A 23,327-nucleotide genomic window follows, 5' to 3' on the forward strand; every position below is an offset into this window, starting at 1 on the left:
CGACGCTCCGCCTGTCCTAGCTCGGACTTGTGAATGTCACTTCGCGGCTCGGCTGCTGCGGTACCGGCGCGACATCTGGGCCGCGACGGCACCGCAGTCACTTCGTCATTTCTCCGGGGTGTTGGTGACTTCGACGCCGCCGAAGATCGCGGTCCCGTTCATGGCGAGTACCGGGGCGTCCGCCGGGAGGTCACCGGCGCTGTCGGTCTTGTCCTCGAGACCGCCCATGAACGGCAGGCCGCCGAGTGAGATCCGCCAGCCCCGCGGTACCAGGACTTTGACGCCACCGAATTAGGCGAAGGCGTCCACGGTCGCGCCCTCGTCGATCCGGGCTTGACGAAGGTCGAGCGTCGAACCGCCGAAGATCGCCGAGACGTCGGTGTGTCGCAGGTGGCGGGACTGTTCCCTGGTGGTCGCTCCACCGAACATCACGAGCGGTGTCCTGGTGCTGTGCTCCCGGCGCAGTCCTGCGAGCACGGCGAATCCCGCCACCGCCAGCAGGGCCGGCCACCACAGGCCACCTTCCGCCAGGTCCAGGGTGCCCGCGAGGAGGATGAGCCCGATCACGGTCACGGCGGCCGGTCCGATCGACATTCGCCGCTGGGACAGCATCGCGACGATGCCGAGGCCGACCAAGGAGGCCGGCCACCACGCGCTGAGCAGGCCGCCGGTCTCGAGGGCGCCGGTCGCGTCGAGGATCCCCAACACGCCCAGGGCGACCAAGACCAGCCCGACCCAGAAGCGAACGGGTTTCACGACGGCTTCTCTTCCGGCGCCGGGTCGCCGCGGCGTTCGACCGCGATGGACCAGGGGCCCGCGACCGCGGTGATCGCGCCGGCCGCGGTCACGACCGGTGCGAAAACCGCGGCGACCAGGCCGGCGTTCACAGGGACATCGAGGATCACCCGCTCCCGGGTGTCCTTGACGACGATGCGCCGGACGTTGCCCTCGCGGACGAGCCGTTGCACCTTCTCGGTGAACACTTCGCTCGGCTTCTTCGGCGCCGCGGATTCGGTCACTTGCCGGTCTTCCTTCTGCACGGTCATGGTTTCTCTCCCTTCCGCTTCCACAGTGAGGCTTCGGCTCGCCGCGCGGCAGTGACCTTCGGTCCTTCCCCGTGGCCGAAAGGCGCACGATGCTGAACGGAGGACTTCCCGACGTAGGAGGGCGTTCGTGAAGATGCGCGCATGGCGGGTCGCCCGGCCCGGGCCGATGGCTTCGAGTCCGCTTGACTGGGCGGAAATCCCGGTTTCGCGACCGGCCGCCGGGGAGGTGCTGGTCAAGGTGCTGGTGTGCGGGGTCTGCCGCACCGATCTGCATGTCGCCGAGGGTGACCTGCCGGTCCATCGGGCAGGGGTGATTCCGGGCCACGAGGTGGTCGGCGAGGTGGTCGCTGTGGGGGACGGCGTCTCCGGCTTCGGTACAGGCGACCGGGTCGGAATCGCTTGGCTACGTGAAACCTGCGGCCGGTGCCGATACTGCCTTCGCGGCCGGGAGAACCTGTGTCCGGAGTCGCGCTACACCGGTTGGGACGAAGACGGGGGATACGCCGAATTCGCTGTCGTACCGGCCGCTTACGCTCTTCCGCTGCCCGAGGGATACACCGACGACGAGCTCGCGCCCTTGTTGTGCGCCGGCCTGATCGGTTACCACGCGCTGGAGCGGGCGCAAGTGCCCGAGGGCGGTCGGCTGGGGATCTACGGGTTCGGCGGAAGTGCCCACCTGACCGCCCAGGTGGCGATCGCCCGTGGCGCCACCGTGCACGTGATGACCCGCAGCGAGGAAGCCCGGAAGCTGGCTCTGGCCCTCGGAGCGGCCTCGGCTGTCGCGGCCGCCGAGGCGCCGCCGGAGCCCCTGGACTCGGCGATCCTGTTCGCGCCTGTCGGAGAACTGGTCCCACCCGCCCTCGAGGCTCTCGATCGAGGCGGGACACTGGCGCTCGCCGGGATCCATCTCTCCGACATCCCGCCACTGAACTATCAGCGGCACCTCTTCCAGGAACGTCAGGTGCGCAGCGTCACGGCGAACACGCGCGCCGAGGCGCGGGATTTCCTGGCGTTCGCGGGTACCCACCACCTCGAGGTGAGTACGGTGCCGTACCCACTGGACGGGGCGGATCGGGCGCTCGCGGATCTTGCGGCGGACCGGGTCAACGGCGCGGCCGTGCTGCGGGTCGGCTGACCGCCGCGCCGGTCACGCCGGAACGAGCAGAATCCACAAAGGACCATCGGACACCGGAAGTGGCTGGCCGGACGTGGTCGTGAACCGGGTCGGAGCCGTTGCCGTCGTACGGCTCCAGGTACCCGCGAACCGCTGCCCGTCCCGCCACATCGTCGCCTTCCCGGTGCCGACCGTCTGGGCGATGGGGGGAGTTGGGCACCGTGCCGGTCTCCCCGCGTTCGCCGAGCCGCACGGCGACCCGTTGTTCGACGATCGTCGCCGCGCCGACCTTGCCGCCGTCCACCGAGGTGAGTGGCGAGCCGTCCAGACCGATCAGGTATCGACCGATTTCCACCGACCAGGTGAACGTGAAAGCGGCCGCCGGATAGCGGATCGCCGCGGTGGCGGCCGCCGTGCCGGGTCCGGGTGCGGCGCCTGCGGTGGGAAACGCGCCCTGCGGCGCGACCTCGCCGTCGGGGACCTGTTGCGGGCGAAGGTAGAGATTGTGCGGTGACGGCCGGGAGTCGTCGCGGAAGTACGCGTTCGGGATTTCCGTGGGCGAAGCGCTCGTGAGTGATGCCGAACGCAGAGCTGGCAACAGCTCCGGCGCGGCGCCGGAATAGGCGAGCGCGGGGCGTCCGAATTGGGCCAGCAGGCCGAGGTCGGTGGCTCGCGCGCTCCGCACAGGGCCGATCACCGCCGGCGGGCGGCCCCGGTAGAGCGCGAGCAGCCGGGTCAGGCCGCCCTCGACAGGTTCCACGTACACGAGATCCGCGGCTCCCAGCCCGGTCTGCGGGCGGGCGGCCGCCACGTTGTCGATCTTGACGGCCAGTACCGCCCGGCGATCAGGCGCGGCGGCTTCGCTGGACGCCGGAGCCGGGTCGGTCCCGTTCGTCGGACCGGACAGTTCTCGCACGACCAGGACCGCTGCGACGACGAGCACCACTGCCCCCGCCGTCGACGCGATCCACCAGGACTTCTTCACGAGGAGCTGCCTCTTCCCTTCGTCCGGCTCGACGCCGGCGCCTGACGATCGACCAGTGTTCCCCGATGGGAGCCGCATGGCCTCATCGAGAACCAGCACATCAGCGCGGCCACCGGCCCGCAACCGGGCCGATACCCGGCCGTGTCATCGCGGCGGCAGGCTGCGTGCGATCAGCTCGACCAGTTCCACCGTGCGGGTGGCGTAGCCCCATTCGTTGTCGTACCAGCCGAAGACCTTCGCCAGATGGGAGTCGGCCTTGGTCAGCTGGGCGTCGAATACGCAGGATGCGGGGTCGCCGATGATGTCGCGCGACACCACCGGTGCTTCCGTGTAACGCAGGATCCCCTTGAGAGCACCATCCGAAGCCTCGGCGAACACGTGGTTGACCTGCTCCGCGGTCACCGGACGCTCGAGTTCGACGGTCAGGTCGGTCAGCGAGCCGTCCTCGACCGGCACGCGCACGGCGACCCCGTCGAGTTTGCCCGCCAGTTCCGGGATCACCAGTCCGATGGCCTTGGCGGCGCCGGTGCTGGTGGGCACCACGTTGACCGCCGCAGAGCGGGCCCGGCGCGGGTCCTTGTGCGGACGGTCCAGCAGGGCTTGATCGCCGGTGTAGCTGTGGATGGTGGTGAGCAGTCCGCGCCGGATGCCGAAAGCGGAGTGCAGCACCTTCACCATCGGCGCGACACAGTTGGTCGTGCACGACGCGTTGGAAACGATGTGGTGGTTTTCGGCGTCGTAGTCGTCTTCGTTGATGCCCAGCACGATCGTCGCGTCGACGTCCTTGCCCGGCGCGGAGATCACGACCTTCCTGGCGCCGGCGGCCAGGTGCGTACCCGCGGCTTCCCGAGTCCGGAACTTGCCGGTGGACTCGACGACCACGTCGACGCCGTACTCGCCCCACGGCAGCCGGGCCGGATCGGCCTCCGCGGTGACCTGGACGAGGTGGTCGCCAACGCGGAGAGCCCCGCCGTCGACGATCTCGACAGGCGTGCGGAGTTTGCCGTAGGTGGAGTCGTGGACCAGCAGATGCGCCAGCATCTCGGGCGAGGTGATGTCGTTGACCGCCACCACTTCGATCGGGCTTTCCGGCGACTCCAGCACACAGCGGAGGATGTCCCGCCCGATTCTGCCGAAGCCGTTGATCCCGAGCCGTACCGTCATGATCGTCTCCCTTGTCGTCCTTCGGTCCACCGATGATCTGCTCGGGATCGAGGCGCGTCGTAGAGACGAAGGTCCTTCACTGCCGGGCCAACGACCGCCGGGACTTCGGTCGCTGCGCGTGGAGCCTCACCAGTCGCGTCTCACCAGCGGTGCCGAAGGTCCCGGCACACCGGGCCCACAGCCACTGCCGTCTTGGTCCGCCACGCGCGACGCTGAGATCATCGAAAGGCAGGTGTAGCAAGATGGTCCTCGCTCGTTCGCCGGTCGTCGCGGAAGGGTTGCGCGCCGCGGTGCGCGCGCCGTCACCGCACAACTCCCAGCCGTGGATCTTCGAGCTGGCCCCGGACACGATCGACGTCGTACTCGACGAAAGCCGGATCCTCGACGCCTGCGATCCGGAGGCGCGTGAGGCGCGGTTGGCTTGCGGCGCTGCATTGCTGAACCTGCGGCTCGCCATCGCCGCGGCCGGCTGCGCCAGCGAAGTCGAGGTCGCGCCTGAACGGGCGAGGCCTTCCTTGCTGGCGAGAACTACGCTTGGTCCCCGTCACCGTCCGACCGCGACCGAACGACGCCTCGCTGCCGCGATTCCTCGGCGATACAGCAACCGCCGCCCCCTCACGGACGAGCCGGTGCCACTTCGCGTGCGGACCGCCGTGCGCGAGGCGGCCCGTGCAGAGGGGGCACGGCTGGTCCTGCTCGACGAGGCCGGTCTGCTGGAGGCGACCGCGGGACTCATCCGCCGAGCCGACCACGTCCAGAGCCTGGACGCGGCCTTCCAGCGAGAACTCCGAGCGTGGACCCGGCAAACCGCCGAAGATGACGGTGTTCCCACCTACGCGGGCGGGCCTCGTTCGGCGGGTGGGCTGCTTCCGGGGCGGTACGTCGACGAGGGCGCCGCTCCCCGTGTCTTCGAGCAGGACCCGCTGGTCGCGGTGCTGACCATGCCGAACGACGCGCCGGTCTCGCAGGTCCGCGCGGGGTGCGCGATGCAGCGAGTCCTGCTCACCGCCACGGACGCCGGACTGAGCGCTTCGTTCTATTCCCAGCCGATCGAGATCGCCGCCGTCCGCGCGGAACTGCGTGACCTGCTCGGTGGCACCGGCCATCCCCAGACGGTATTCAGGCTCGGTTACGGCTATCCGGGCGTGAAGACGCCACGCCGTCCGATCGAGGAGGTCTCCCGCGACAGGAACGCGGGGGATCGGCCATGACGACGTTCACCGGGATCCCCGCACATGTCTGGTCGACGGAGGAGAAGCGGATCCTCGTGGCGGCCGCACGCCAGGTCCCGAAGCGATGGATCGACGATGTCTGGACACTGGCGGTCCATAAGGACTCGCTCGACTTGTACGAACGTCTCGCGAACAACCACTGGGTGCGGGACCGGGGTGGGCGTGCGCGGCTGATCGTCTGCGGGGCGGTGCTGGCGAATCTCGATCGTGCGATCAGGATACTGGGCTGGGTACCGCTCGCCGACCTGACTTGCGACGTGGTCGCTCTGGATCGGGTCGCCAGAGTCACAGCGCGGCGTCGTGTCCGTCCCGTGGCGGCCGATTTCGCCCGTTTCGCCGCTCTGTCCGGGCGAAGGACCAAGCCGGCTCCGACCTCGATGGCGACGTGGGGACGAGACGTCGCCGAGGCGAACGAGGGCGACGGCATCCGGGTCCTGGTGCTCTCGCCGTCCCGTGTCCGTGATCTGCCCAAGGTGGGCGGGCAGATCAGCAGGAAGGCCACGTCGGAAGCCTCCTGGATCGCGTTCGTCGTCGCCACCGTGACGGAATCCCGGGAGCAGCTCGTCCGGGCCGGCGTGGTCGCACAGCGGTTGTTGCTCGCGTCCACCGAGTACGGCCTGGCGGGCACTGCTTTCACTGAGCCTTTCGACGCGCCCGCAGTTCGCGGGGCGCTCGTCGGTATCGACGATGTCCCCGGATTCCCTCAGGCGGTCGTCGTGGTCGAAGAACCTCGGAAAACACCGGCACAGAAGGGACGGACACGATGACGGAAAGTGCGACGGAGAACCGGATCGTCGTCGGCATGGACGGTTCGGCGGGTTCTGCCGCGGCGGTGCGCTGGGCAGCCGACCAAGCGATCAGGCAGGGCGCCGCCCTGCAGGTGATCACCGTGTGGGTCCACGACGCGATGCTGGACGACGCGTCGGCAGGCCGGACCGTGGCGGAGGCGAGAGACGCCCATTTGAAGGCGCTGGAAGCCGCTACCGCCAAAGTGCTCGATGCCCATGAAGCGCTCGACATCACCTACGACGTCCCCCAGGGGGATCCCGGCGAAACGCTGGTCGAGCGTTCGAAAGGCGCCGCGCTCCTCGTGCTGGGCAGCCATGGCACGGGCAAGATCCGTGAACTGCTGGTCGGCTCGGTGTGCAAGACGGCCCTGCGGCACGCGACCTGCCCGGTGGTGGTGATCCCGCCGCCCGCCTCGGCTCCGGAAGGCAGACTCGGCAGGCTGCTGAACTCCGTCGCGTACGAGCCCGGCCCGATCCTCTGAGCAAAGCCGGAAAACAGGAGACAGCCATGAAAGCGCGGCCCGGAATCGTCACCGTGATCACGCGGCGGAATCCACTCGTCCGGCGGTCCGACCGGCTCGAAGCCGCGCTGATGATCGGCGCCGTTCTGCTGGCATTGCTGGCGATCCCGTTCGCCGCGGCCGCCGGATCCGTGGCCTACGCGGAAGGACGGGAGCGCGCGGCGGAACAGGCGGCGAATCGTCAGGAGACGACCGCCGTCCTGCTCGCCGACGCCTCACCCGTGCGTGTGCGCCTCGACGGTGTGCCGCTTGACGAGAAGGTCGAGGTCACCGCCCGTTGGACGGGGCCTGGCGGGCTGATTCGTGAAGGCGTGGTGACCGTCGATGCCGGGATGGTGACCGGGAACGAGGTGCGGATCTGGCTCGACGCGCGCGGGCACCCCGTCGAGCCGCCGGTCACCGATACCGATGCCTTGAGCCAGGGCGTCGGAGTCGGTACGGGGCTGTGGCTTGGATGGCTCGCTCTGGTCGCGACGCTCTTCCTGTCGTGCCGGGCGGCGCTCGGGCGCGGCCGTGCCGCCGAGTGGACGCGCGAATGGCAACGGATGGCCTGAAAGGAGAACGAGATGAGAATCCTGCTGACGGAGTCCACTTTCGACGAGTCCCGTGAGATCGCGGTCGCGTTGCGGGACCTGGGTTGCCGGGTCAGCCCGTGTCATGTCCGGTCCGGAGTGTGCCGAGCCCTCGCACCGGGCGGGATGTGCCCGCTGGACGAGGAGGACCGGCCGGATCTCGCCGTCGACGTCCGCGGTACCGAGCCCGGCTTGACCTCACGGGAGTTCGGTGTGGTGTGCGCGCTCCGGAAGAGGGTACCGGTCGTGATGACCGCGGCAGGGGACCCGAGTGGCCCCACGGTCCCACCGGGCTTCGAAGACCGCGTCACGGCCTGTCCGCCGGAAGACCTCTTCGAAGCGTGCAGGGGATTCCTGCGCTCACGTGCTTGACCGAGAACGATCACAAGGAGGCTCCGATGCGTGCTTCGGAGATCATGACCAGCCCAGCGGTGGCGACCACACCCGCGACGTCTCTCCGCGAGGCGGTGGCGGTGCTGACCGAGAAGGGATTCGCCGGTCTTCCGGTCGTCGACCACGAAGGCCGGGTGCTGGGGACGTTCACCGAATTCGACGCGCTGCGGGGAATCCGCGCGGGCGGTGACGGGATCACGGTCGGCGCGTTGATGTCCACGCCGGTCGAGGTGATCTCACCGTCCACCGACGTCACGGAGATCGGCAGGCGGATGCTGGCCGACCGGCTGCGTTGCCTGCCGGTCGTCGAGGAGAGCGTCCTGATCGGTGTGGTGAGCAGGCGCGATCTGCTCCGCCCGCTCGTCCGGCCCGACGACGCGATCGCGGCACAGGTGCACGGCTTGGTCAGTGACTACGCCGGGCACCGTCCGAAATGGACTGTCGAGGTCGACGGCGGTCACGTGCAGATCGCCGGTGAGTTCCGGGACGAAGCCGAACGGCGGGTGCTCGACGCGCTCGCCCGGACGGTGCCGGGCGTGGTCGCCGTCGTACTGGTCACCCGGAATCCGGCGGCGACATGACGGCCGGGACGAGCGCCTTGCTGGCGGACGGCGACATGGTCACCGTTCGCCGGTTGCTTGCGGAGGACTTCGACGCTGTCCTGGCCCTGCATCAGCGGCTGGACGAGCGTGACCGCTATCTGCGCTTCTTCACCGCTCATCCGGGGAGGCTGGATCTGCTGAGCCGGTTGGCGATCGACGGCCCGGGGATCGGGGCGTTCCGAGGGGAAGACCTCATCGGGATCGCCCACTATCGCCCATGGTCCGCGGACGACGCTGACCACGCCGCCGAAGTCGCCCTGGTCGTGGACCGCGAGGTCCAGGCACACGGGGTTGGCACTCTGTTGCTCGAACACCTCGTGTCCTTGGCCCTGGCCCAGGGAATCCACCGGTTCGTCGCACTGGTGCTCGCGGAGAACACCCGGATGATCAAGGTGTTCTCCGACCTCGGCCTCCCGTACGTCATCGGAAGGGGAGGACCGGAGCTCGACGTCGAGATCGAGCTCGGCGAGCCCGACCGATACCTCGAGCGCGTCGAGGAGCGGGAACGGCTCGCCGACGTGGCGAGTCTTCGCACGGTGCTGGCCCCGGCCTCGGTGGCCGTCGTGGGGGCCGGCAGGCGTGACGACTCAGTGGGCAGGGCGATCCTGCGGAACCTTCTCGACGCCGGATACACGGGGCAGGCGTACGCCGTGAACCCGAACGCCACGGAGATCCTTGGCGTCCCCTGTGTGCCCTCGGTGTCCTCTTTGGACGCCACGGTCGAGCTCGTCGTGGTCTGTGTACCCGCGGAATCGGTTCCCGGCGTCGTCGAAGAGTGCGGACGGGCGGGTGTGCGCTCGATCGTGCTCGTCACGGCGGGGCTGACCGGGACGCCGCTGGAACATCGTGTCCGCGAACTCGTCGCCAGGTACGGAATCCGGCTGGTCGGGCCCAACTGCTTCGGTGTCGTCAACAGCGCTCCGGCGACCCGTCTCGACACGACGTTCGCTCGCCGCGTCGCCCGGCGAGGCCGGATCGGGGTGGTGACCCAGTCCGGTGGTTTCGGCATCGCGCTGATGGACGCGCTCGCCGGGCTTGAGCTCGGTTTGTCCACTTTGGTGTCCGCCGGTGACAAGTACGACGTGAGCGGCAATGATCTCCTGCGGTGGTGGCGCGGCGACGGGGAAACCGACATCGCCGTGCTGTATCTGGAGTCCTTCGGCAACCCGCGAAAGTTCAGCAGGCTCGCCCGCGCTCTCGCGAGGGAGAAGCCGGTCGTGGCCATCCGCGGGGCATCCGCCCCGGCGGCACAGCGGGCCGCGGCCGCGCACACCGCCGCGCGAGCGGTCCCGGCCGCGACCAAACTCGCGTTGTTCGGCCAGGCGGGTGTCCTCGTCGTCGACACGGTGACCGAAGTCCTCGGCCTGCTCGCCGCGCTCTCGTGGCAGCCGCTGCCGTCCGGCTCACGGGTGGTCGTCGTGAGCAACGCCGGGGGCGCCGCCGTCCTGGGGGCGGAGGCCTGCGTTCGCAACGGTCTGGTTCTGCCCGAGTTGAGCCGGAAGACCCAGGACGCACTCCGGCGGCTGTTGCCCGAGCACGCGAGCGTGGGCAATCCGCTCGACACGAGTGCCACGATCACGGCCGATGCCTTCGCCTCGTGCGTGACCGAGGTCCTGGCCGACGAAGGTGTGGACGCGGTGATCGCCGCCGGCGTACCCACCGGTGTCGGCGATCCGCTGGCCGGGCTGGTCGCGGTGCCGGAGAGCAAGACCGTCCTCGCCGTGCGGCTCGGCCAACTGGAGTCGGTCGCCCCGCACCACGGGATTCCCTGCTACGCCGATGTCGAGGAAGCCGCGGCCGTCATGGCGAAGTTGTCCGAGCGAAGCCGCTGGCTCGAGGCAGGGGACGGTGACAGGCCCGATCTCTCCGATGTCGATCTCGCGACGGCGACCCGGCTGGTGGGGGAGTACCTCTCCGCGCATCCAGGCGGTGGGTGGCTGTCCCGGAAGGACAGTGAGGACCTGCTCGCCAGTTTCGGTATCCGGGTCACCCGGCGCCGATTCGGTGATCGCGAGCTGCTGGTACGCGGCCAGTCCGACGACGTGTTCGGTCCGGTCGTCGTTCTGGGCCTCGGCGGTATCGACGGAGCCTTGCTCGACGAGAGAACGACCGGCCTGGGGCCGCTCAGCATCAACGACGCCCAAACGCTCATCGACAGCCTGCGCGCGAGCAAGGCGTTGTTCGGTGGGAACAGCGCTCTCGACAGGTCCGCCCTCGCGGAGTTGCTCCTGCGAACGGACCGGATCATGGAGCTGGTACCGGAGGTCGTCGACGTCGACCTCGACCCGGTCTTCGTGTCGACGGAAGGGGCATCCGCGGGCGCTGTCCGGGTGCTCGTCCGGCCGCGACGATGGGCCGATCACTACCTTCGCCGGCTGTGAGGAGGACGACGTCCCGGCACCGGGGAACGGTGCCGGGACGTCGACGACCGTGACCGAGGACGTCAGATGCCGAGGGAGGCGGGCCGGATGACGTCGTCGTCCCAGACGAAGTCGAGCCGGTTCCGAACGTCGACCACGCCGGGGACCTCGCTCGACAGGGCGCCCGCGCGTTCGACTGCGCCGCGGTTGTCCAGCCTGCCGAGAAGCGTCACCACGCCGTCGGCGACCGTGACGGACGCCTGTCCGGGCGTCACCCACAGGGCGCCGGCGAGGATGTCGCGTTCGATCTCGCCACGGATCTCCTCATCGGGACGCCGGAACGAGGACAGCAGGTCCCGGCGCGACACGACACCGACCAGCTTCGCCTCGTCGACCACGAACAGTCGTCGCACGTCTTTCCTGGCCAGCCGGATCGCCGCGGCGGACAGGGAGGCGCCGGCTTCGATCGTTACGACGGGTGTGGTCATCAGGTCCCTGGCGAGCAAGGCTTTCGCTTTGCGTGTTTCGTCCTTGGCATGGTGACCGGCGAACAAGGCAGGCCGGGGATCGCGGAACCGGGCGAGGAGGTCAGCCTCGGAGACCACGCCGATCGGCGCTCCGGAGTCGTCGATGACCGGCACCGCGCTGATTCGCTGCCTCGCCATCAGCGCGGCGATCTGCTTGTAGCCGGTGTCCGGCGCGACCGCGATCGGGTCGACGGTCATGACCTCGGAAACGGTGGTGCACATGGGATCGCTCCTTCGTTCTCAGGAATCCGCGGTGCGGGAGATCAGCACCGGGCAGGCGGCGTGATGGATCAGGCTCTGTCCGGTCGAGCCGAGCAGGAGACCACGGAACCCGCCGAGGCCCCGGCAGCCGACCACGATCAGTTGCGCTTTGACGCTCCAGCGCAGCAGTTCCTGGCGGGGTTCGTCGTTCACGACCACCTGGTGAACCTCGACGTCGGGGTAGCTGTCGCGGAACTTCGACACCTGCTCGGTGAGCATCCGTTGAGCTGACTCGGTGAAGGCACTCCAGCCGTAGTTGCCCGCGGGGTCACCGAAGGAACGGGAAGCCGAGACGTACTCCCAGGCGTGCACCGCGACCAGGTCCGCGCCCCGTGCGCGAGCCTCGTCGAAGGCGGAGGCGATCGCGATCTCGGCGGCGGGGCTTCCGTCGACGCCGACCACGATCGGTTGTTTCCACGCCGCGGGGAGGTCCCAGGTGCGGCCTCGTACCGACACGACGGGACAGTGCGCGTGCCCGGCGAGTGCGGTCGTCACCGATCCGCCGAACAGGTCGGTGAAACGGCTGTGCTCGGTGGACCCCAGGACGATCAGCCGGGCGGTGCAGGAAGCTTCGATCAGCGCCTGGGCCGCGGAGTCGTCGGCGATGTGGGTCGTTATGGCGGGGCCGTAGGCGTGGCCCACGGTGTCCGCTGCTTCGCGAAGGATCGTTTCGGCGCGGTTCTTGACCTTGCGCAGGAGCTCATCGGACGGCGGCACACTACCGAGGTAGGAGTCCGGGATTCCGAGGGCGTGCCAGAGTTCGAGGGAGGTCTCGTGGCGGTCGGCGGCCTGCATGCCCCACGTGGCGGCGGCACGGGCGCCGGTGGATCCGTCGGCGCCGACCACGATCGGCCCGGTCGACCGGAGGGTTCGGTTCATCGTCGGCCCTTTCCGCTCGCTTCGGCCCTACTAGTCGACGCTAGGCGGGCGCACGTCTCCGGTCCGGTGCCGTTGGTCCTGGATTCGCGGGACCTCGGGAGCGCCTCTGGTCACTGGTGCCCGCCGGTATGAGGCTGTGCACTCGATCGATGACGATCCTCATCGCCGGCGGAGGCCTCAGCGGCCTCAGCCTCGTGGCTCATCTGGTGGCGCGACCGGAACACCTGGGGCCGATCGCCGTCGTGGACGACGGTCGCCGTCAGCTCGCGACCGCGGGATGGGCATCCTGGTCCGCCGAGCCGGGGCTCCTCGACGAGGCGGTGTCGCGCACGTTCGATCGGTTCCGCGTGTACGCGGCCGGGCGTGGCCGGATCGTCGGCCTCGGCCGGTACGACTACCGCTTCGTCCGTGGCGACGATCTGGCGGCGGCGGTCGGCAAGGCCGCGGAGAGACGCGGTGATGTCGTCTTCCGCCGTGGGCGGATCACCGGGATCCGGCAGGCGGGCCGAGGAGCGGAAGTCCTTGTGGACGGCGAAGCCCTCCGTGCGGATTGGGTGTTCGACAGCGTTTTCGGGCCCGGCCCGGCCCAGGTGGACGGCTGGCTGATCTTCCGCGGCTGGCACGTCCGCACGGCCGTTCCGGCGTTCGACTCGGCCGCGCCCACCTTCTTCGACTTCCGTACGTACCAGGGCCGCGCCGCCAGCTTCATCTACGTCCTGCCGCGTGGTCCGCAAGAAGCGCTGGTCGAGTACACGTCCTTCGCGCCACCTCGCTCACGGGGTGTGGCGTATCCCAAGGAGCAACGAAACGCTTTACGTGAATACCTCGCCACGATTCTCGGCGTGCGGGAGTACACGGTCACTCTTGAGGAGTCCGCTTCCCTGCCGCTCTCGGCTTCGGCCGTCGATCGCAGGCGCGGCTCGATCCTCGCCATCGGAACCAAAGCCGGGTTGGTCAAGGCGTCGACCGGCTACGCGTACCAACGCATCCAAGCCGACAGCGCGGCGATCGCGAGGTCGTTGGCGGTCCACGGTCATCCTTTCGAACTGCCGAAACCCAAAGCGAGGCATCTGTTGTTCGACGCCACGCTCCTCGACGTCGTGGCCCGTGACCCGGCTCAGCTCGAACGGGTCTTCGCGGCGTTGTTCGACCGGGCCTCGGCCGAGCCGGTACTGCGCTTCCTCGACGAGGAAAGGTCTCTCCCCCAGGAAGGAAAGCTCTTCGCGCGCCTGCCGCCTTCGTTGTACTCCGCGGTCACCCGGAGGCATCGATGAAGTCCTCCTTCACGCGCTATCGGCGTTCTTGGCTACGAGGTGATCTCTTGGCCGGGGTGACCGTCGCTGCCTATCTCGTGCCGCAGGTGATGGCATACGCGGAGGTCGCAGGACTACCGCCGGAAGCCGGCCTGTGGGCGGTGATCGGGCCTTTGACGGTCTACGCGGTGCTGGGCTCGTCGAAGCTGCTTTCGGTGGGCCCGGAGTCGACGACCGCCTTGATGACGGCCGTCGCGCTCGGTCCGCTCGCCGCGGGAGATCCGGCCCGCTACGGAGCGCTCGCGGCGGTGCTGGCGCGCCGAAGCCAACGTCGAACTCGACATCACGGCGGCCGACGCCTTGCGGGGATCTGCGACGAGTTGCGCCACCGAGGGATCACGTTCGCCCTCGCCAGGGTGAAACTGGAGCTCCGCGAGGATCTGGAGGCCGCGGGCCTTCTTCGGCTCATCGGTTCCGGCTCGCTGTATCCGACGCTGCCCAGCGTCGTCGACGCGTTCCGGGCGAGGGGAAAGGCACCTGCCGAACCCGGATGAACGAATGGGCCGCGTGCCGATCGGACGATCTACGGGTGAGTCGCGGGGTCCACCGGTCGTCTTCCCCAGGTGAGGTAGGCGATCGGGCCGGCGAAGTTGATGGCGATGATCAGCGCCCATCGCCGCTTGGAACCGCGGATCTCGGCGGCCGGACGAAGTGCGAGATCAGTCCAGGCGACAGTGGCCAGAGCCAACTGGACCCCGGTGAGAAATCCGAGAAGTCCTGGATTGGTCGTGTGACGAAGTCCGGATCGCTTCGACATGGTGATCTCCTTTCGATACCGACGTGTTCAGGGCACCACGAAGACCGCGGGAACCACCCAGTGCCGCCGGCCCGAGGGGCCAGGCGGGCGGACCGGGCTTGGCCGTCCGTGACACCACTCGTCCCTTCGTGCGCGGGTCTGGTCACCCGCGGAGCACGGCACGCCGTGTCTCGAACTCGTCCTTGTCGATCTCCCCACGCGCGAACCGTTCGTTCAGGATCCTGACCGCGTCGTCGTGCCCGGTCGAGGTCTTGGTGGTGCGGCGCAACACGATCACCGAGACGGTGATGAGGCCGCCGACCAGGATGAGCACGGTGATCAGCATGAGCAGCATGCTGACCCAGCCGCCGTTGGAGTAGTGCCAGTAAGGCATGGCCGTTCCTTTCGGTTCAGTGGCTCTGGTAGCGCACTTCGCGGAGCACCGGCGTCCCGAGCGGTGCGAGGACCTCGTCGAGGTTCCGGCGCGGGGTCGCGGGCAGGGGATCGGCGTTGACCGGTGCCCAGCCGGTCCGCAGCACCATCTGCGGGAAGGTGCCGCCGGTGACCAGGTCGCGCACCTTCGTCCTGGTGTCCGCGACTTCCAGCGGTTCGGTGAGCGGAGAGGTGGCCAGGCCCAGGCTGGTCGCGGCGAGCAGCACCGCGCTGGTGGCCTCGCCGGCGCGGAGGCGCGACATGGCGTCGTCCGAAGCCGTGCTCAGCACGAGGAGCGCGGTTTCGTCCGCTTCGCCGGTCGCGCCTTCGGGCTGTCCGAGCAGGGGGTCGGCGAACGCACGCGCGGGCAGGGCGCCGGGGGTGTCGTCCTGTGCGGGTGCGTTCGCCGACGGGACGCCGTCGGGAGCGGTGTGCCTGCCGCTCCAGGCGGCGAGCTCGGTGCGGTACGCCGGGTCCGCCGCGTGGACTTCGGCGGCTTCGGAAATGGCGCGCGCGAGGTGGTAGCGGGCGGCGTCGAGAGCGGGGCGCAGGATGGACCCTTCGTCCGCCGCGTGCCGGGCGAGGGTTTCGAGGTGCCCGGTGGGTACGGTCCAGGAGCTGTGCCGGCGCCGGTCGGTCCGGCGCCGGGGAATGGCGGCGGCGAGCGTGATGTCCTCCTGGGTGGGCTCGTGCCGGTGCAGCTCGATGGACGCCAGGTGGTCCGGCTCCGCCGGGTTGGGCAGCCGGTGCACCTCGGCCCGCCAGCCCAAGGCCGCGAAGCCGACCCGGAGATGGTGCAGCGCCGCTCCGCAGCCGAGCATCAGGTCCCGGCCGTCGGGATCGGTCCCGGCCAGCTGCCGGGTCCGGTCGGCGTAGAGGTGGACGGTGCGATCTCCGACGCGCCATTGCCAGGGCTGGGAATTGTGCACCGAGGGGGCGCGGCAGGCCAGGGCCACCGCGGTTTCGACCGTGTAGTCGTCGGGAAGGCCGTGGTCCATCGGAAACCTGCCTCTGCTCAGTGGGTGAAGGGTTCGTGTTTCATGGTTCTCCGGACGCCGCGGGTCGTGGAGGGCCAGAGGGCCTGGTTCGCCGGGCCGTTCGTTCCTGTTCTCCCGTGGGGCCGCGCAGGATGCGGGTGCTCATGGTGTTCGAGTCGATGGCCGGCAACACCTCGGTCGTCGCCAGGGCGATCGGCAAGGGCTTGACGGCTTCTGCGAGGTTGACGTCGACGACGCCCCTGCCCAGTGAGACAACCTCGGCTTGCTCGTCGTCGGAAGGAGGCGTTCGCGCTTGGCCAGGTATAAGGGCTCCCTTCACCGCATCAGAAGCGGCGAAGAAGCCTTCATCTCACCCGACCCGCCCCCGAACACGAACGTCCGACTTTCGGCTCAGCTCCGCCAACAGGCTCTGAGACTCGAGGACCTTCGGCACTCCACCGACGACGGCGTGAGGAGGACGGTGAACGACGTGCGACCGAGAGAGTCGTGACCGGACACATCGGGCGGCGAGGCGGAAGGCGGAAACCCATGCGTGCGCAGCGAGGAGACTGGCTGGTCATCAAAGGGCCGGCGATCGGGAAACCGGACCAGCGTGCCCTGATCATCGAGGTTCGCAATCCGGACGGAACACCGCCCTATGTCGTGCGCTGGCCACAGGATGACCATGTGTCCACGGTCTTTCCCGGCCCTGACGCCGTTGTCGTGTCGGAGGCGGAGCAGAACGCCGCAGACGAGGCGGAGCGCGCCCGGCTCGCGGCCGTGCGGGAGGCCATCGCCGTGCGGCACTGGTCGTGACCACTTCGACGGTTCACGGTCCGCGGCGGGATTCGGAACCAGCACTCCATGGAAGGAAAAAGAACATGAACGATGTCGAGAACGCGCGTGCGGCCAAGGAAGCACGGGACGCGATCGCCGCCGGGGCCGGCCCGTCCCGTTCTTCTGGTGAATTGGCGGAGGCGGCGATGCGGAGATACTTCGCCGCGGAGTCCTATCGCGCGCAGAAGCGCGAGGAACCGTCCGAAGAGGACGAAGAGCGTCCGTCATGACCGGAACGGCCGTCCGCGAGGTCATGACCCGGGAGGTCTACTCGGTGCGGAAGGGCACTCCGATCGCGGATATCGCCGGCATCCTCGCGGGCCGCGGGATCAGCGCCGTTCCCGTCGTGGACGACGATCGCGATGTCATCGGTGTCGTCTCGGAGGCCGACCTGCTGCTCAAACACGTCGAGTCGGTCAGCGCACCGCGCCCGAGGGTGCCGGGTATCCGCTCCAAATCGGACGCACGTACGGCGGCGGACGTGATGAGCACCCCCGCGATCACCGTCGAAGCCGACCTACCGGTAGCGGAGGCGGCCCGGTTGATGGTGGGCAATCGGGTCAAGCGACTGCCCGTGGTCGACCGCTACGGGAAGCTGACCGGCATCGTCAGCCGGGCCGACCTCGTGCACGCCTTCGTCCGGACGGACGCGGAGATTCGGGACGAGGTCCTGCGGGACATCTCGGAACAGATCCGGCGCCCGTCGCGGGGCGAGGTGCGGGCTGATGTGGGCAACGGGATCGTGACCCTGCGAGGTGAGGTCGAACGGCGGAGCCAGGCCATCCTGCTGTCGGCGCTGGTGCACCGGATCACGGGAGTCGTCGACGTTGTCGGTCTGGTCCGGTTCGGGTGGGACGACGAGGCGAACAGGCCAACCGGATGACCGAGTCCCCGATGGCAGGGCGCCCGCGGCGTGAGGACGAAGTCCCGGCGCGCCGGGACCTTGGACAGCAGTGCGGCGACCGCACCTCCGGTGAGCATGGATTCCATGGAAGGCCAACGTCCGGAGGGAAAGCGATGAGCTACGTACGCGACTTGTCGACGGTCAGCCTCGCCGACGCCGAATCGGCGGGCGGCAAAGGCGCGAATCTCGGTGAGCTGATCACCGCCGGGTTCTCCGTCCCTCCAGGGTTCGTCGTGCTTCGCGAGGCGTACCTCGCTTCGCTCGACGAAGCGGGTGTGCGTGATGAGATCGCGGAGCTGCACGAGAAGGCGCTCGCGTCCGCGGACGCGCCTGAGCAGCTGTCCGGGCTGTGCGACCAATTGCGCGTTTTGGTCCACCGGGCGGGGATGACGGCTGGTGTCCTTACCGACGTGATCGATGCCTATCACGGGGTCGGGCAGTCGACACCGATCGCGGTCCGCTCCTCGGCGACGGGGGAGGACGGCGCGGAAGCCTCGTTCGCCGGGATGAACGCCAGTTTCACGAACGTGTGGGGGGACAACGCCGTCCGGGAGCGGATCGTCGACTGCTGGGCGTCGTTGTTCTCGCCCCGGGTGATCGGGTACCGGGCCGGCCGTGGTTTCACCGGGGAACCCGCCATCGCCGTGGTGGTGCAGAGGATGATCACCGCTGATCGTTCCGGTGTCATCTTCACCGCGGATCCGCGTTCCGGCGATCGGGATCGCTTGGTGATCGAGGCGGTCTTCGGTCAAGGCGAAGCGATCGTTTCCGGGGCGGTCGAACCGGATACCTATCTGGTGGCGAAGGAAGGTCTGCGGCTGGTGTCGGCCCGGGTCGGCAGCAAGTCCCACAAGATCATCGCCGAGGTGGGCGGGGGAGATGTCAAGGTCGAGCTTCCCGCGCATACGGCGGGCCGCCGGGTCCTCGACGACGCGACCGTACTCGAGCTGGCACGGCTCGCGACCCGGATCGAAGACCACTACGAAACGCCCCAGGACATCGAATTCGCCATGACGGGCAAGGAGATCTGGGTCGTCCAATCCCGGCCGGTCACGACTCTTCCGCCCGGCCGCGAACCGGCACCGGACGTTCTCGTCACCGGGCTGGCCGCGTCGCCGGGCATCGGCGGTGGAGCGGTACGGGTGCTGCGTGATCCGGCCGAAGGCGGACAGTTGCGGGACGGCGAGGTGCTGGTCGCCCCGATGACCAACCCCGACTGGGTACCCGCCATCCGGCGAGCCTCGGCGCTGGTGACCGACGGAGGAGGGATGACCTGTCACGCCGCGGTCGTCGCGCGGGAGCTACGGGTTCCCTGTGTGGTCGGCACCGGCGACGCGACCCGGGTTCTCGCGGGACGTGGACCCGTGACGGTCGACGGCACGACCGGCGAGGTGCGGTCCGGCTACGTCCGGCCGCCGGCACGCACCGAACCCGCGGTGGCGCCCGCCGCGCCGGAGACGATCGGAACCAGGCTGTACGTCAACCTCGCCATGCCCGAACACGCCGAAGAGGTCGCCGCGCGGCAGGTCGACGGGGTCGGACTGCTTCGGGCGGAGTTCCTGCTGACCGAGGCGCTCGGCGGACGTCATCCCCGTGACCTCATCGCCAAGGGCGAACAGGAGTCTTTTGTGGACTCGATGGCCGAGTCCCTGCTGCGGATCACGCGACCCTTCGGCACGCGCCCGGTCGTCTATCGGACGACCGACCTGCGCAGCAACGAATTCCGCGGGCTCGCCGGGGGCGAGGCCTACGAAGCCGTCGAGAGCAATCCGATGATCGGCTACCGCGGCTGCTTCCGCTACGTGCGGGAGAAGGACCTGTTCGACCTCGAACTCCGCACGCTCGCCCGGGTCCGCGAGCAGACGCCGAACCTGCATCTCATGATCCCGTTCGTCCGCACGAAATGGGAGCTGGAGGCCTGTCTCGACCTGATCGACGCGAGCCCGCTCGGACGGCAACGTGGACTGCGTCGCTGGATCATGGCGGAGGTCCCGTCCGTGGTGCACTGGCTTCCCGAGTACGCCGGGATGGGCATCGACGGTGTGTCCATCGGCAGCAACGACCTCACCCAGCTGGTTCTCGGGGTGGACCGGGACTCGGCGGTCTGCGCGGAACTGTTCGACGAAGCCGACCCCGCCGTGCTCGATACCATCGGACGTATCGTCGGCACCGCGCGAGACGCTGGAATCACTTCCTCGCTGTGCGGACAGGCGCCTTCTGCGAAGCCGGGCTTCGCGGAGCATCTCGTGCGGTTCGGGATCACCTCGATCTCCGTCAACCCCGACGCGGTCGACGCGTCCAGGAGCGCGATCGCGGCCGCGGAACGCCGGGTCCTGCTGGACGCCGCCCGATGAACGCGATCGAGATCCGCGGCCTGCGGAAGAGTTTCGGCCGCACCAAGGCGTTGGACGGACTGGACCTGACCGTGCGGACCGGCGAAGTCCACGGTTTCCTGGGGCCGAACGGTGCGGGCAAGACGACGACTTTGCGTCTCTTGCTGGGGCTGCTTCGGGCCGATGCCGGTGAGATGCGGCTGCTGGGCGGGGACCCGTGGCGTGACGCCGTGTCGCTTCACCGGCGGCTCGCCTATGTGCCCGGTGAGGTGTCGCTCTGGCCGACGCTCACCGGGGGAGAGGTGATCGACCTGCTCGGCAGGCTTCGCGGTGGCATCGACGAACGACGGCGAGATCGCTATCTGGACCTGTTCGACCTCGATCCGACCCGCAAGGGACGCACCTACTCCAAGGGGAACCGCCAGAAGGTGGCCGTCGTGGCGGCGTTGGCGTCGGACGCCGAACTGCTGCTGCTCGACGAGCCGACCGCCGGGCTCGACCCGCTGATGGAAGACGCCTTCCGCGGCTGCATCCGGGAGGAACGTGACCGCGGCCGGACCGTTCTGTTGTCCAGCCACATCCTCTCCGAGGCCGAGGCGTTGTCCGACCGCGTCAGCATCATCCGGGGCGGTCGCGTGGTCGACACCGGGAGCCTCGACGAACTCCGGCACCTGACGCGGACGTCGCTCACCGTGCGGCTGGCCGGGCCGCCGGACGGACTCGCGGCCTTGCCGGGCGTCCATGAGTTCGCCCACGACCGGGACACCTTCCGGATGACCGTCGACAACTCCGAACTCAGTGCGGTCCTCGCCGCGCTCAGCCGCCTCAGGGTGCTGGAGCTGACGAGTCAGGCCCCCACGCTCGAAGAGCTTTTCCTGCGCCACTACCGCGAGCCGGTCCTGGAGTCCCGATGAGTACCGTGACCGGGACCGGTGTCCTGTTCCGTCTCGCTCTGCGCCGTGAACGCCTGCGTGTTCCTTTGTGGACACTGGCCTGCGCGGTGACCACCGCGGGTGCGGCCGCCGCCACGGCGGACCTCTATCCCTCACAACGGGAACTGACCGTTCTCGCCGAGGCGGTCAACGCGGTGCCCGCGCTGGTCGCCTTCTACGGCCGCATTTACGACCCCACTTCGCTGGGTGCCGCCTCGGTGCTCAAACTGACCGGTTTCGGCGCCGCGCTGATTGCGTTGCTGATCATCATCACGGTGATCCGGCACACCAGGGCGGAGGAGGAGTCAGGCAGGCTGGACTTGCTCGGCTCCGGCGTTCTGGGCAGGCACGCGCCGCTCGCCGCGGCGTTCGCGGTCACCGCCGTCACCGGACTGGCCGTCGCGATCCTGACCGCCGGTGGACTCGTCGCCGCGGGGTTGCCCCTGGCGGGTTCGGTGGCATTGGGGGCAGGCTGGATGACGGTGGGCTGGGCCTTCGGTGCCATCGCGGCGGTGACGGCGCAGTTGTGCCGGTCCACGCGGCTGGCGACCGGTATCGCCGGTGCAGCCCTCGGGTTCGCCTACCTGCTGCGTGCCATTGGGGACTCCGGACCGGAATGGCTGTCCTGGCTGTCCCCGATCGGCTGGGCGCAGCAGATCCGGCCGTTCGCCGGGGATCGCTGGTGGGTCATGGCGCTTCCCGTCGCGTTCGCCGCCGTGCTGGTGCTGATCGCGGTCAGGCTGAGCGATCGCCGTGACGTCGGTGCCGGCCTGCTGGCCGACCGCGCCGGCCCCGCCCGCGCCGGTCGTGGCCTGCGAAGCAGCGGTGGTCTGCTCTGGCGGCTCAACCGCGCCGGTCTGCTCGCCTGGACGGCGGTCTACCTGGTGTTGGGCCTTGTCATCGGCAACCTGGCCAACGGCATCGGCAAATTCCTCGACAATCCCAGGGCTGAGCAACTCATTCTCGCGCTTGGTGGGGAGAAGGCCCTGTCGGACGCGTTCTTCGCCCTGGAGTTCGGCATCGCCGGGGTCGTCGCCGCGGTCTACGCGATGTCCGCTTTAACCCACCTGCGCACCGAAGAAGAGGCACTCCGCGTCGATCCGCTCCTCATCTCGTCGGTCTCACGAACCCGGTTGTTGACCGGCTACCTGGTTCTCGCGATCGCCGGAAGCGCGCTCCCGATGCTCGCGGCGGGCCTGGGCGCGGGAATCGCCGCCGGCCTGCAGACCGGGCGCCCCGGCGCCGAGATCGGCAGGCTGACGGCCGCCGCGCTGGTGCAGCTGCCCGCGGTGTGGGTACTGGCCGGGCTGGCCTGCGCCTTGTTCGGACTGTTTCCGCGCAAGCTCGGCCTGATCTGGGTGGTGCTCGTGGCGATCGTCGTCGTCGGCGAGTTCGGTGTGCTCTTCGGCGTCCCGCAAGTGGTCCTGAACCTCTCGCCGTTCACCCACCTGCCGAACCTGCCGGGTTCGACGGAGGGCATGACGTCCATCCCCTGGCTCGTCTTGGTCGCCTGCGCGTTGCTCGCGGCCGGTGTGGCGGGCTTCAGGCGCCGGGACATCGCTGCTTGACACTTTCGGAAAGGAGATCGAGATGAGCAAACGTCGTCGAGTGCGCGAGGTGATGCGCGGCCAGGTGCTCACCGTGCGGCCGGAGACCCCGTTCAAGGCGATCACCGTCCTGCTCACGTCGTGGGGAGTGGGCGGCGCGCCCGTGGTGGACGACGAAGGCAGGGTCGTCGGCGTCGTCTCCCAGCGTGATCTGCTGGAACGGGAGATCCAGCACCGCCTGCTGCGGTTCCGGCCCCGGTTACGGCGCAAGGTGGAGGGAAGCCGAGCCGACGAGTTGATGACCGGGCCCGCGATCACGGTGACACAGGATGCCGGGGTGGACGAAGCGATCCGGCTGATGGAGAACCATCGGGTGCATCGGCTGCCGGTTCTCGACGACGACGCGAAACTGGTGGGCATCGTCGGGAGAGCGGACCTTCTGCGCGGCTTTCTGCGATCCGATTCGGATCTGCGTGAGGAGGTTCACACCGAGGTCGTCAAGCGGGCGATGGCGATCGATCCGGACACCCTGTCGGTCTCCGTGCACAACGGCGTCGTCACGGTGCGCGGTCAGGTCGAACGTACCGGCATGATCCCGGTGATCGTGGCGTTGATCCGGCGGCTCGACGGTGTGGTGGACGTCCGCGAACACCTCACCGCCGAGCTGGACGACAGCCACTTGCCGATCGAGGAACCGGTCGGGACCGGTGTCATCGAGGCGCTGAAGCGTCATTAGTGACCAAACGCGGCCCGCTTACGTCCCCTGGTGGGGGACGGTGGTGGGGTGATGGCTCCCATCGCCGCGTCTAATGCGGTGAAGGGAGCCTTCGGCCCGGCTAGCGTCCGAAACGAGGCGTGGGGGGGGGGGCCCG

27 protein-coding genes are annotated in these 23,327 nt (G+C 69.1%); 17 read left to right on the forward strand and 10 right to left on the reverse strand.

Features of this window, described 5'->3' with window-relative positions; translation table 11 throughout:
- Nucleotides 1-105 precede the first annotated feature (105 nt).
- The 3 genes from ACXIZN_RS09405 to ACXIZN_RS09415 all read right to left on the reverse strand — a co-directional run bounded on the left by ACXIZN_RS09405 (nucleotide 106) and on the right by ACXIZN_RS09415 (nucleotide 1,046).
- Entirely contained in the window at nucleotides 106-228 is a 123-nt protein-coding gene (locus ACXIZN_RS09405) for a hypothetical protein (protein ID WP_457953711.1), read from the reverse strand.
- Between the two features lie 63 nt (nucleotides 229-291).
- Nucleotides 292-756, reverse strand: coding sequence for a LiaF transmembrane domain-containing protein (locus tag ACXIZN_RS09410; RefSeq protein ID WP_457953712.1), 465 nt, complete (start codon nucleotides 754-756; stop codon nucleotides 292-294).
- Nucleotides 753-1,046, reverse strand: a complete 294-nt coding sequence (locus ACXIZN_RS09415) for a DUF4342 domain-containing protein (protein ID WP_457953714.1) — start codon at nucleotides 1,044-1,046, stop codon at nucleotides 753-755. Before ACXIZN_RS09415 ends, ACXIZN_RS09410 begins: the two co-directional genes overlap by 4 nt.
- 133 nt (nucleotides 1,047-1,179) lie before the next feature.
- On the opposite strand from ACXIZN_RS09415, the gene ACXIZN_RS09420 reads away from it, so the two are divergent.
- On the forward strand, nucleotides 1,180-2,181 hold the full coding sequence (locus ACXIZN_RS09420; protein ID WP_457960490.1) for a zinc-binding alcohol dehydrogenase family protein: 1,002 nt from the start codon (nucleotides 1,180-1,182) through the stop codon (nucleotides 2,179-2,181).
- Here the strand turns inward: ACXIZN_RS09420 and ACXIZN_RS09425 are convergent.
- Both ACXIZN_RS09425 and gap read right to left on the reverse strand, forming a co-directional pair.
- Nucleotides 2,150-3,145 (reverse strand): DUF3048 N-terminal domain-containing protein, encoded by a 996-nt coding sequence (locus ACXIZN_RS09425; protein WP_457953715.1) that lies wholly within the window; start codon nucleotides 3,143-3,145, stop codon nucleotides 2,150-2,152. The two genes, ACXIZN_RS09420 and ACXIZN_RS09425, sit on opposite strands and share 32 nt — an antisense overlap.
- A 144-nt stretch (nucleotides 3,146-3,289) precedes the next feature.
- On the reverse strand, nucleotides 3,290-4,309 hold the full coding sequence (gap, locus tag ACXIZN_RS09430) for a type I glyceraldehyde-3-phosphate dehydrogenase (RefSeq protein ID WP_457953716.1): 1,020 nt from the start codon (nucleotides 4,307-4,309) through the stop codon (nucleotides 3,290-3,292).
- A 242-nt stretch (nucleotides 4,310-4,551) separates the two neighbouring features.
- Here gap and ACXIZN_RS09435 point away from each other — a divergent pair, with 242 nt between their 5' ends.
- From ACXIZN_RS09435 to ACXIZN_RS09465, 7 genes are read left to right on the forward strand one after another with little or no spacing between them, the layout of a single operon-like run.
- Nucleotides 4,552-5,520 (forward strand): Acg family FMN-binding oxidoreductase, encoded by a 969-nt coding sequence (locus ACXIZN_RS09435; RefSeq protein WP_457953717.1) that lies wholly within the window; start codon nucleotides 4,552-4,554, stop codon nucleotides 5,518-5,520.
- On the forward strand, nucleotides 5,517-6,308 hold the full coding sequence (locus ACXIZN_RS09440) for a hypothetical protein (protein WP_457953718.1): 792 nt from the start codon (nucleotides 5,517-5,519) through the stop codon (nucleotides 6,306-6,308). The genes ACXIZN_RS09435 and ACXIZN_RS09440 overlap by 4 nt, the downstream gene beginning before the upstream one ends.
- Nucleotides 6,305-6,811: a universal stress protein gene (locus ACXIZN_RS09445; protein WP_350573765.1), complete on the forward strand. Its 507-nt coding sequence runs from the start codon at nucleotides 6,305-6,307 to the stop codon at nucleotides 6,809-6,811. Before ACXIZN_RS09440 ends, ACXIZN_RS09445 begins: the two co-directional genes overlap by 4 nt.
- 26 nt (nucleotides 6,812-6,837) lie before the next feature.
- Nucleotides 6,838-7,404 (forward strand): Rv1733c family protein, encoded by a 567-nt coding sequence (locus ACXIZN_RS09450; protein WP_457953720.1) that lies wholly within the window; start codon nucleotides 6,838-6,840, stop codon nucleotides 7,402-7,404.
- A gap of 12 nt (nucleotides 7,405-7,416) precedes the next feature.
- A complete protein-coding gene (locus tag ACXIZN_RS09455) occupies nucleotides 7,417-7,794 on the forward strand; it encodes a hypothetical protein (protein WP_457953722.1) in 378 nt (125 codons plus the stop codon).
- A gap of 26 nt (nucleotides 7,795-7,820) precedes the next feature.
- Nucleotides 7,821-8,396, forward strand: coding sequence for a CBS domain-containing protein (locus tag ACXIZN_RS09460; RefSeq protein ID WP_457953724.1), 576 nt, complete (start codon nucleotides 7,821-7,823; stop codon nucleotides 8,394-8,396).
- A complete protein-coding gene (locus tag ACXIZN_RS09465) occupies nucleotides 8,393-10,798 on the forward strand; it encodes a bifunctional acetate--CoA ligase family protein/GNAT family N-acetyltransferase (protein ID WP_457953726.1) in 2,406 nt (801 codons plus the stop codon). The genes ACXIZN_RS09460 and ACXIZN_RS09465 overlap by 4 nt, the downstream gene beginning before the upstream one ends.
- A 62-nt stretch (nucleotides 10,799-10,860) precedes the next feature.
- Here the strand turns inward: ACXIZN_RS09465 and ACXIZN_RS09470 are convergent, their stop codons facing one another.
- Together ACXIZN_RS09470 and ACXIZN_RS09475 are read right to left on the reverse strand one after the other, a co-directional pair.
- Nucleotides 10,861-11,526 (reverse strand): CBS domain-containing protein, encoded by a 666-nt coding sequence (locus ACXIZN_RS09470; protein WP_457953728.1) that lies wholly within the window; start codon nucleotides 11,524-11,526, stop codon nucleotides 10,861-10,863.
- 18 nt (nucleotides 11,527-11,544) lie between these two features.
- The gene (locus ACXIZN_RS09475) at nucleotides 11,545-12,444 is read right to left on the reverse strand and encodes a universal stress protein (protein ID WP_457953730.1); all 900 of its coding nucleotides are present in this window, start codon (nucleotides 12,442-12,444) and stop codon (nucleotides 11,545-11,547) included.
- Nucleotides 12,445-12,593: 149 nt separating this feature from the next.
- Between ACXIZN_RS09475 and ACXIZN_RS09480 the strand changes: the two genes are divergently transcribed.
- Together ACXIZN_RS09480 and ACXIZN_RS09485 are read left to right on the forward strand one after the other, a co-directional pair.
- Nucleotides 12,594-13,718 carry a lycopene cyclase family protein gene (locus tag ACXIZN_RS09480; RefSeq protein ID WP_457953732.1) on the forward strand — a complete coding sequence of 375 codons (1,125 nt, stop codon included), beginning with the start codon at nucleotides 12,594-12,596 and terminating at the stop codon, nucleotides 13,716-13,718.
- Nucleotides 13,715-14,251: a SulP family inorganic anion transporter gene (locus tag ACXIZN_RS09485; RefSeq protein WP_457953734.1), complete on the forward strand. Its 537-nt coding sequence runs from the start codon at nucleotides 13,715-13,717 to the stop codon at nucleotides 14,249-14,251. The genes ACXIZN_RS09480 and ACXIZN_RS09485 overlap by 4 nt, the downstream gene beginning before the upstream one ends.
- Nucleotides 14,252-14,280: 29 nt before the next feature.
- Here the strand turns inward: ACXIZN_RS09485 and ACXIZN_RS09490 are convergent, their stop codons facing one another.
- The 3 genes from ACXIZN_RS09490 to ACXIZN_RS09500 all read right to left on the reverse strand — a co-directional run bounded on the left by ACXIZN_RS09490 (nucleotide 14,281) and on the right by ACXIZN_RS09500 (nucleotide 15,923).
- On the reverse strand, nucleotides 14,281-14,514 hold the full coding sequence (locus ACXIZN_RS09490) for a PLDc N-terminal domain-containing protein (protein WP_457953736.1): 234 nt from the start codon (nucleotides 14,512-14,514) through the stop codon (nucleotides 14,281-14,283).
- 142 nt (nucleotides 14,515-14,656) lie between these two features.
- Nucleotides 14,657-14,887 carry an SHOCT domain-containing protein gene (locus ACXIZN_RS09495; protein ID WP_457953738.1) on the reverse strand — a complete coding sequence of 77 codons (231 nt, stop codon included), beginning with the start codon at nucleotides 14,885-14,887 and terminating at the stop codon, nucleotides 14,657-14,659.
- Between the two features lie 16 nt (nucleotides 14,888-14,903).
- Nucleotides 14,904-15,923 (reverse strand): Acg family FMN-binding oxidoreductase, encoded by a 1,020-nt coding sequence (locus ACXIZN_RS09500; RefSeq protein ID WP_457953740.1) that lies wholly within the window; start codon nucleotides 15,921-15,923, stop codon nucleotides 14,904-14,906.
- Between the two features lie 528 nt (nucleotides 15,924-16,451).
- On the opposite strand from ACXIZN_RS09500, the gene ACXIZN_RS09505 reads away from it, so the two are divergent.
- From ACXIZN_RS09505 to ACXIZN_RS09535, 7 genes are all read left to right on the forward strand, one after another.
- The gene (locus ACXIZN_RS09505) at nucleotides 16,452-16,718 is read left to right on the forward strand and encodes a DUF1918 domain-containing protein (protein ID WP_457953742.1); all 267 of its coding nucleotides are present in this window, start codon (nucleotides 16,452-16,454) and stop codon (nucleotides 16,716-16,718) included.
- A 65-nt stretch (nucleotides 16,719-16,783) separates the two neighbouring features.
- Nucleotides 16,784-16,969 carry a hypothetical protein gene (locus ACXIZN_RS09510; protein ID WP_063274772.1) on the forward strand — a complete coding sequence of 62 codons (186 nt, stop codon included), beginning with the start codon at nucleotides 16,784-16,786 and terminating at the stop codon, nucleotides 16,967-16,969.
- The gene (locus tag ACXIZN_RS09515; protein ID WP_457953743.1) at nucleotides 16,966-17,622 is read left to right on the forward strand and encodes a CBS domain-containing protein; all 657 of its coding nucleotides are present in this window, start codon (nucleotides 16,966-16,968) and stop codon (nucleotides 17,620-17,622) included. The genes ACXIZN_RS09510 and ACXIZN_RS09515 overlap by 4 nt, the downstream gene beginning before the upstream one ends.
- 134 nt (nucleotides 17,623-17,756) lie before the next feature.
- Nucleotides 17,757-19,997, forward strand: coding sequence for a phosphoenolpyruvate synthase (gene ppsA / locus ACXIZN_RS09520; RefSeq protein WP_457953744.1), 2,241 nt, complete (start codon nucleotides 17,757-17,759; stop codon nucleotides 19,995-19,997).
- Nucleotides 19,994-20,890, forward strand: a complete 897-nt coding sequence (locus tag ACXIZN_RS09525) for an ABC transporter ATP-binding protein (protein WP_457953746.1) — start codon at nucleotides 19,994-19,996, stop codon at nucleotides 20,888-20,890. The genes ppsA and ACXIZN_RS09525 overlap by 4 nt, the downstream gene beginning before the upstream one ends.
- Complete coding sequence (locus ACXIZN_RS09530; protein ID WP_457953748.1) at nucleotides 20,887-22,476, forward strand: ABC transporter permease; 1,590 nt, start codon at nucleotides 20,887-20,889, stop codon at nucleotides 22,474-22,476. Before ACXIZN_RS09525 ends, ACXIZN_RS09530 begins: the two co-directional genes overlap by 4 nt.
- A gap of 22 nt (nucleotides 22,477-22,498) precedes the next feature.
- Nucleotides 22,499-23,191 carry a CBS domain-containing protein gene (locus tag ACXIZN_RS09535; RefSeq protein ID WP_457953750.1) on the forward strand — a complete coding sequence of 231 codons (693 nt, stop codon included), beginning with the start codon at nucleotides 22,499-22,501 and terminating at the stop codon, nucleotides 23,189-23,191.
- Nucleotides 23,192-23,327 lie beyond the last annotated feature (136 nt).

Source organism: Amycolatopsis sp. TRM77291 (assembly GCF_054166285.1).

Bases quoted from the DNA above. Each gene is read 5' to 3' on its own strand.
- ACXIZN_RS09405 (WP_457953711.1), bottom strand. From the start codon at position 228: ATGGGCGGTCTCGAGGACAAGACCGACAGCGCCGGTGACCTCCCGGCG.
- ACXIZN_RS09415 (WP_457953714.1), bottom strand. From the start codon at position 1,046: ATGACCGTGCAGAAGGAAGACCGGCAAGTGACCGAATCCGCGGCGCCG.
- ACXIZN_RS09420 (WP_457960490.1), top strand. From the start codon at position 1,180: ATGCGCGCATGGCGGGTCGCCCGGCCCGGGCCGATGGCTTCGAGTCCG.
- gap (WP_457953716.1), bottom strand. From the start codon at position 4,309: ATGACGGTACGGCTCGGGATCAACGGCTTCGGCAGAATCGGGCGGGAC.
- ACXIZN_RS09435 (WP_457953717.1), top strand. From the start codon at position 4,552: ATGGTCCTCGCTCGTTCGCCGGTCGTCGCGGAAGGGTTGCGCGCCGCG.
- ACXIZN_RS09440 (WP_457953718.1), top strand. From the start codon at position 5,517: ATGACGACGTTCACCGGGATCCCCGCACATGTCTGGTCGACGGAGGAG.
- ACXIZN_RS09445 (WP_350573765.1), top strand. From the start codon at position 6,305: ATGACGGAAAGTGCGACGGAGAACCGGATCGTCGTCGGCATGGACGGT.
- ACXIZN_RS09450 (WP_457953720.1), top strand. From the start codon at position 6,838: ATGAAAGCGCGGCCCGGAATCGTCACCGTGATCACGCGGCGGAATCCA.
- ACXIZN_RS09455 (WP_457953722.1), top strand. From the start codon at position 7,417: ATGAGAATCCTGCTGACGGAGTCCACTTTCGACGAGTCCCGTGAGATC.
- ACXIZN_RS09460 (WP_457953724.1), top strand. From the start codon at position 7,821: ATGCGTGCTTCGGAGATCATGACCAGCCCAGCGGTGGCGACCACACCC.
- ACXIZN_RS09465 (WP_457953726.1), top strand. From the start codon at position 8,393: ATGACGGCCGGGACGAGCGCCTTGCTGGCGGACGGCGACATGGTCACC.
- ACXIZN_RS09470 (WP_457953728.1), bottom strand. From the start codon at position 11,526: ATGTGCACCACCGTTTCCGAGGTCATGACCGTCGACCCGATCGCGGTC.
- ACXIZN_RS09475 (WP_457953730.1), bottom strand. From the start codon at position 12,444: ATGAACCGAACCCTCCGGTCGACCGGGCCGATCGTGGTCGGCGCCGAC.
- ACXIZN_RS09480 (WP_457953732.1), top strand. From the start codon at position 12,594: ATGACGATCCTCATCGCCGGCGGAGGCCTCAGCGGCCTCAGCCTCGTG.
- ACXIZN_RS09485 (WP_457953734.1), top strand. From the start codon at position 13,715: ATGAAGTCCTCCTTCACGCGCTATCGGCGTTCTTGGCTACGAGGTGAT.
- ACXIZN_RS09490 (WP_457953736.1), bottom strand. From the start codon at position 14,514: ATGTCGAAGCGATCCGGACTTCGTCACACGACCAATCCAGGACTTCTC.
- ACXIZN_RS09495 (WP_457953738.1), bottom strand. From the start codon at position 14,887: ATGCCTTACTGGCACTACTCCAACGGCGGCTGGGTCAGCATGCTGCTC.
- ACXIZN_RS09500 (WP_457953740.1), bottom strand. From the start codon at position 15,923: ATGGACCACGGCCTTCCCGACGACTACACGGTCGAAACCGCGGTGGCC.
- ACXIZN_RS09505 (WP_457953742.1), top strand. From the start codon at position 16,452: ATGCGTGCGCAGCGAGGAGACTGGCTGGTCATCAAAGGGCCGGCGATC.
- ACXIZN_RS09510 (WP_063274772.1), top strand. From the start codon at position 16,784: ATGAACGATGTCGAGAACGCGCGTGCGGCCAAGGAAGCACGGGACGCG.
- ACXIZN_RS09515 (WP_457953743.1), top strand. From the start codon at position 16,966: ATGACCGGAACGGCCGTCCGCGAGGTCATGACCCGGGAGGTCTACTCG.
- ppsA (WP_457953744.1), top strand. From the start codon at position 17,757: ATGAGCTACGTACGCGACTTGTCGACGGTCAGCCTCGCCGACGCCGAA.
- ACXIZN_RS09525 (WP_457953746.1), top strand. From the start codon at position 19,994: ATGAACGCGATCGAGATCCGCGGCCTGCGGAAGAGTTTCGGCCGCACC.
- ACXIZN_RS09530 (WP_457953748.1), top strand. From the start codon at position 20,887: ATGAGTACCGTGACCGGGACCGGTGTCCTGTTCCGTCTCGCTCTGCGC.
- ACXIZN_RS09535 (WP_457953750.1), top strand. From the start codon at position 22,499: ATGAGCAAACGTCGTCGAGTGCGCGAGGTGATGCGCGGCCAGGTGCTC.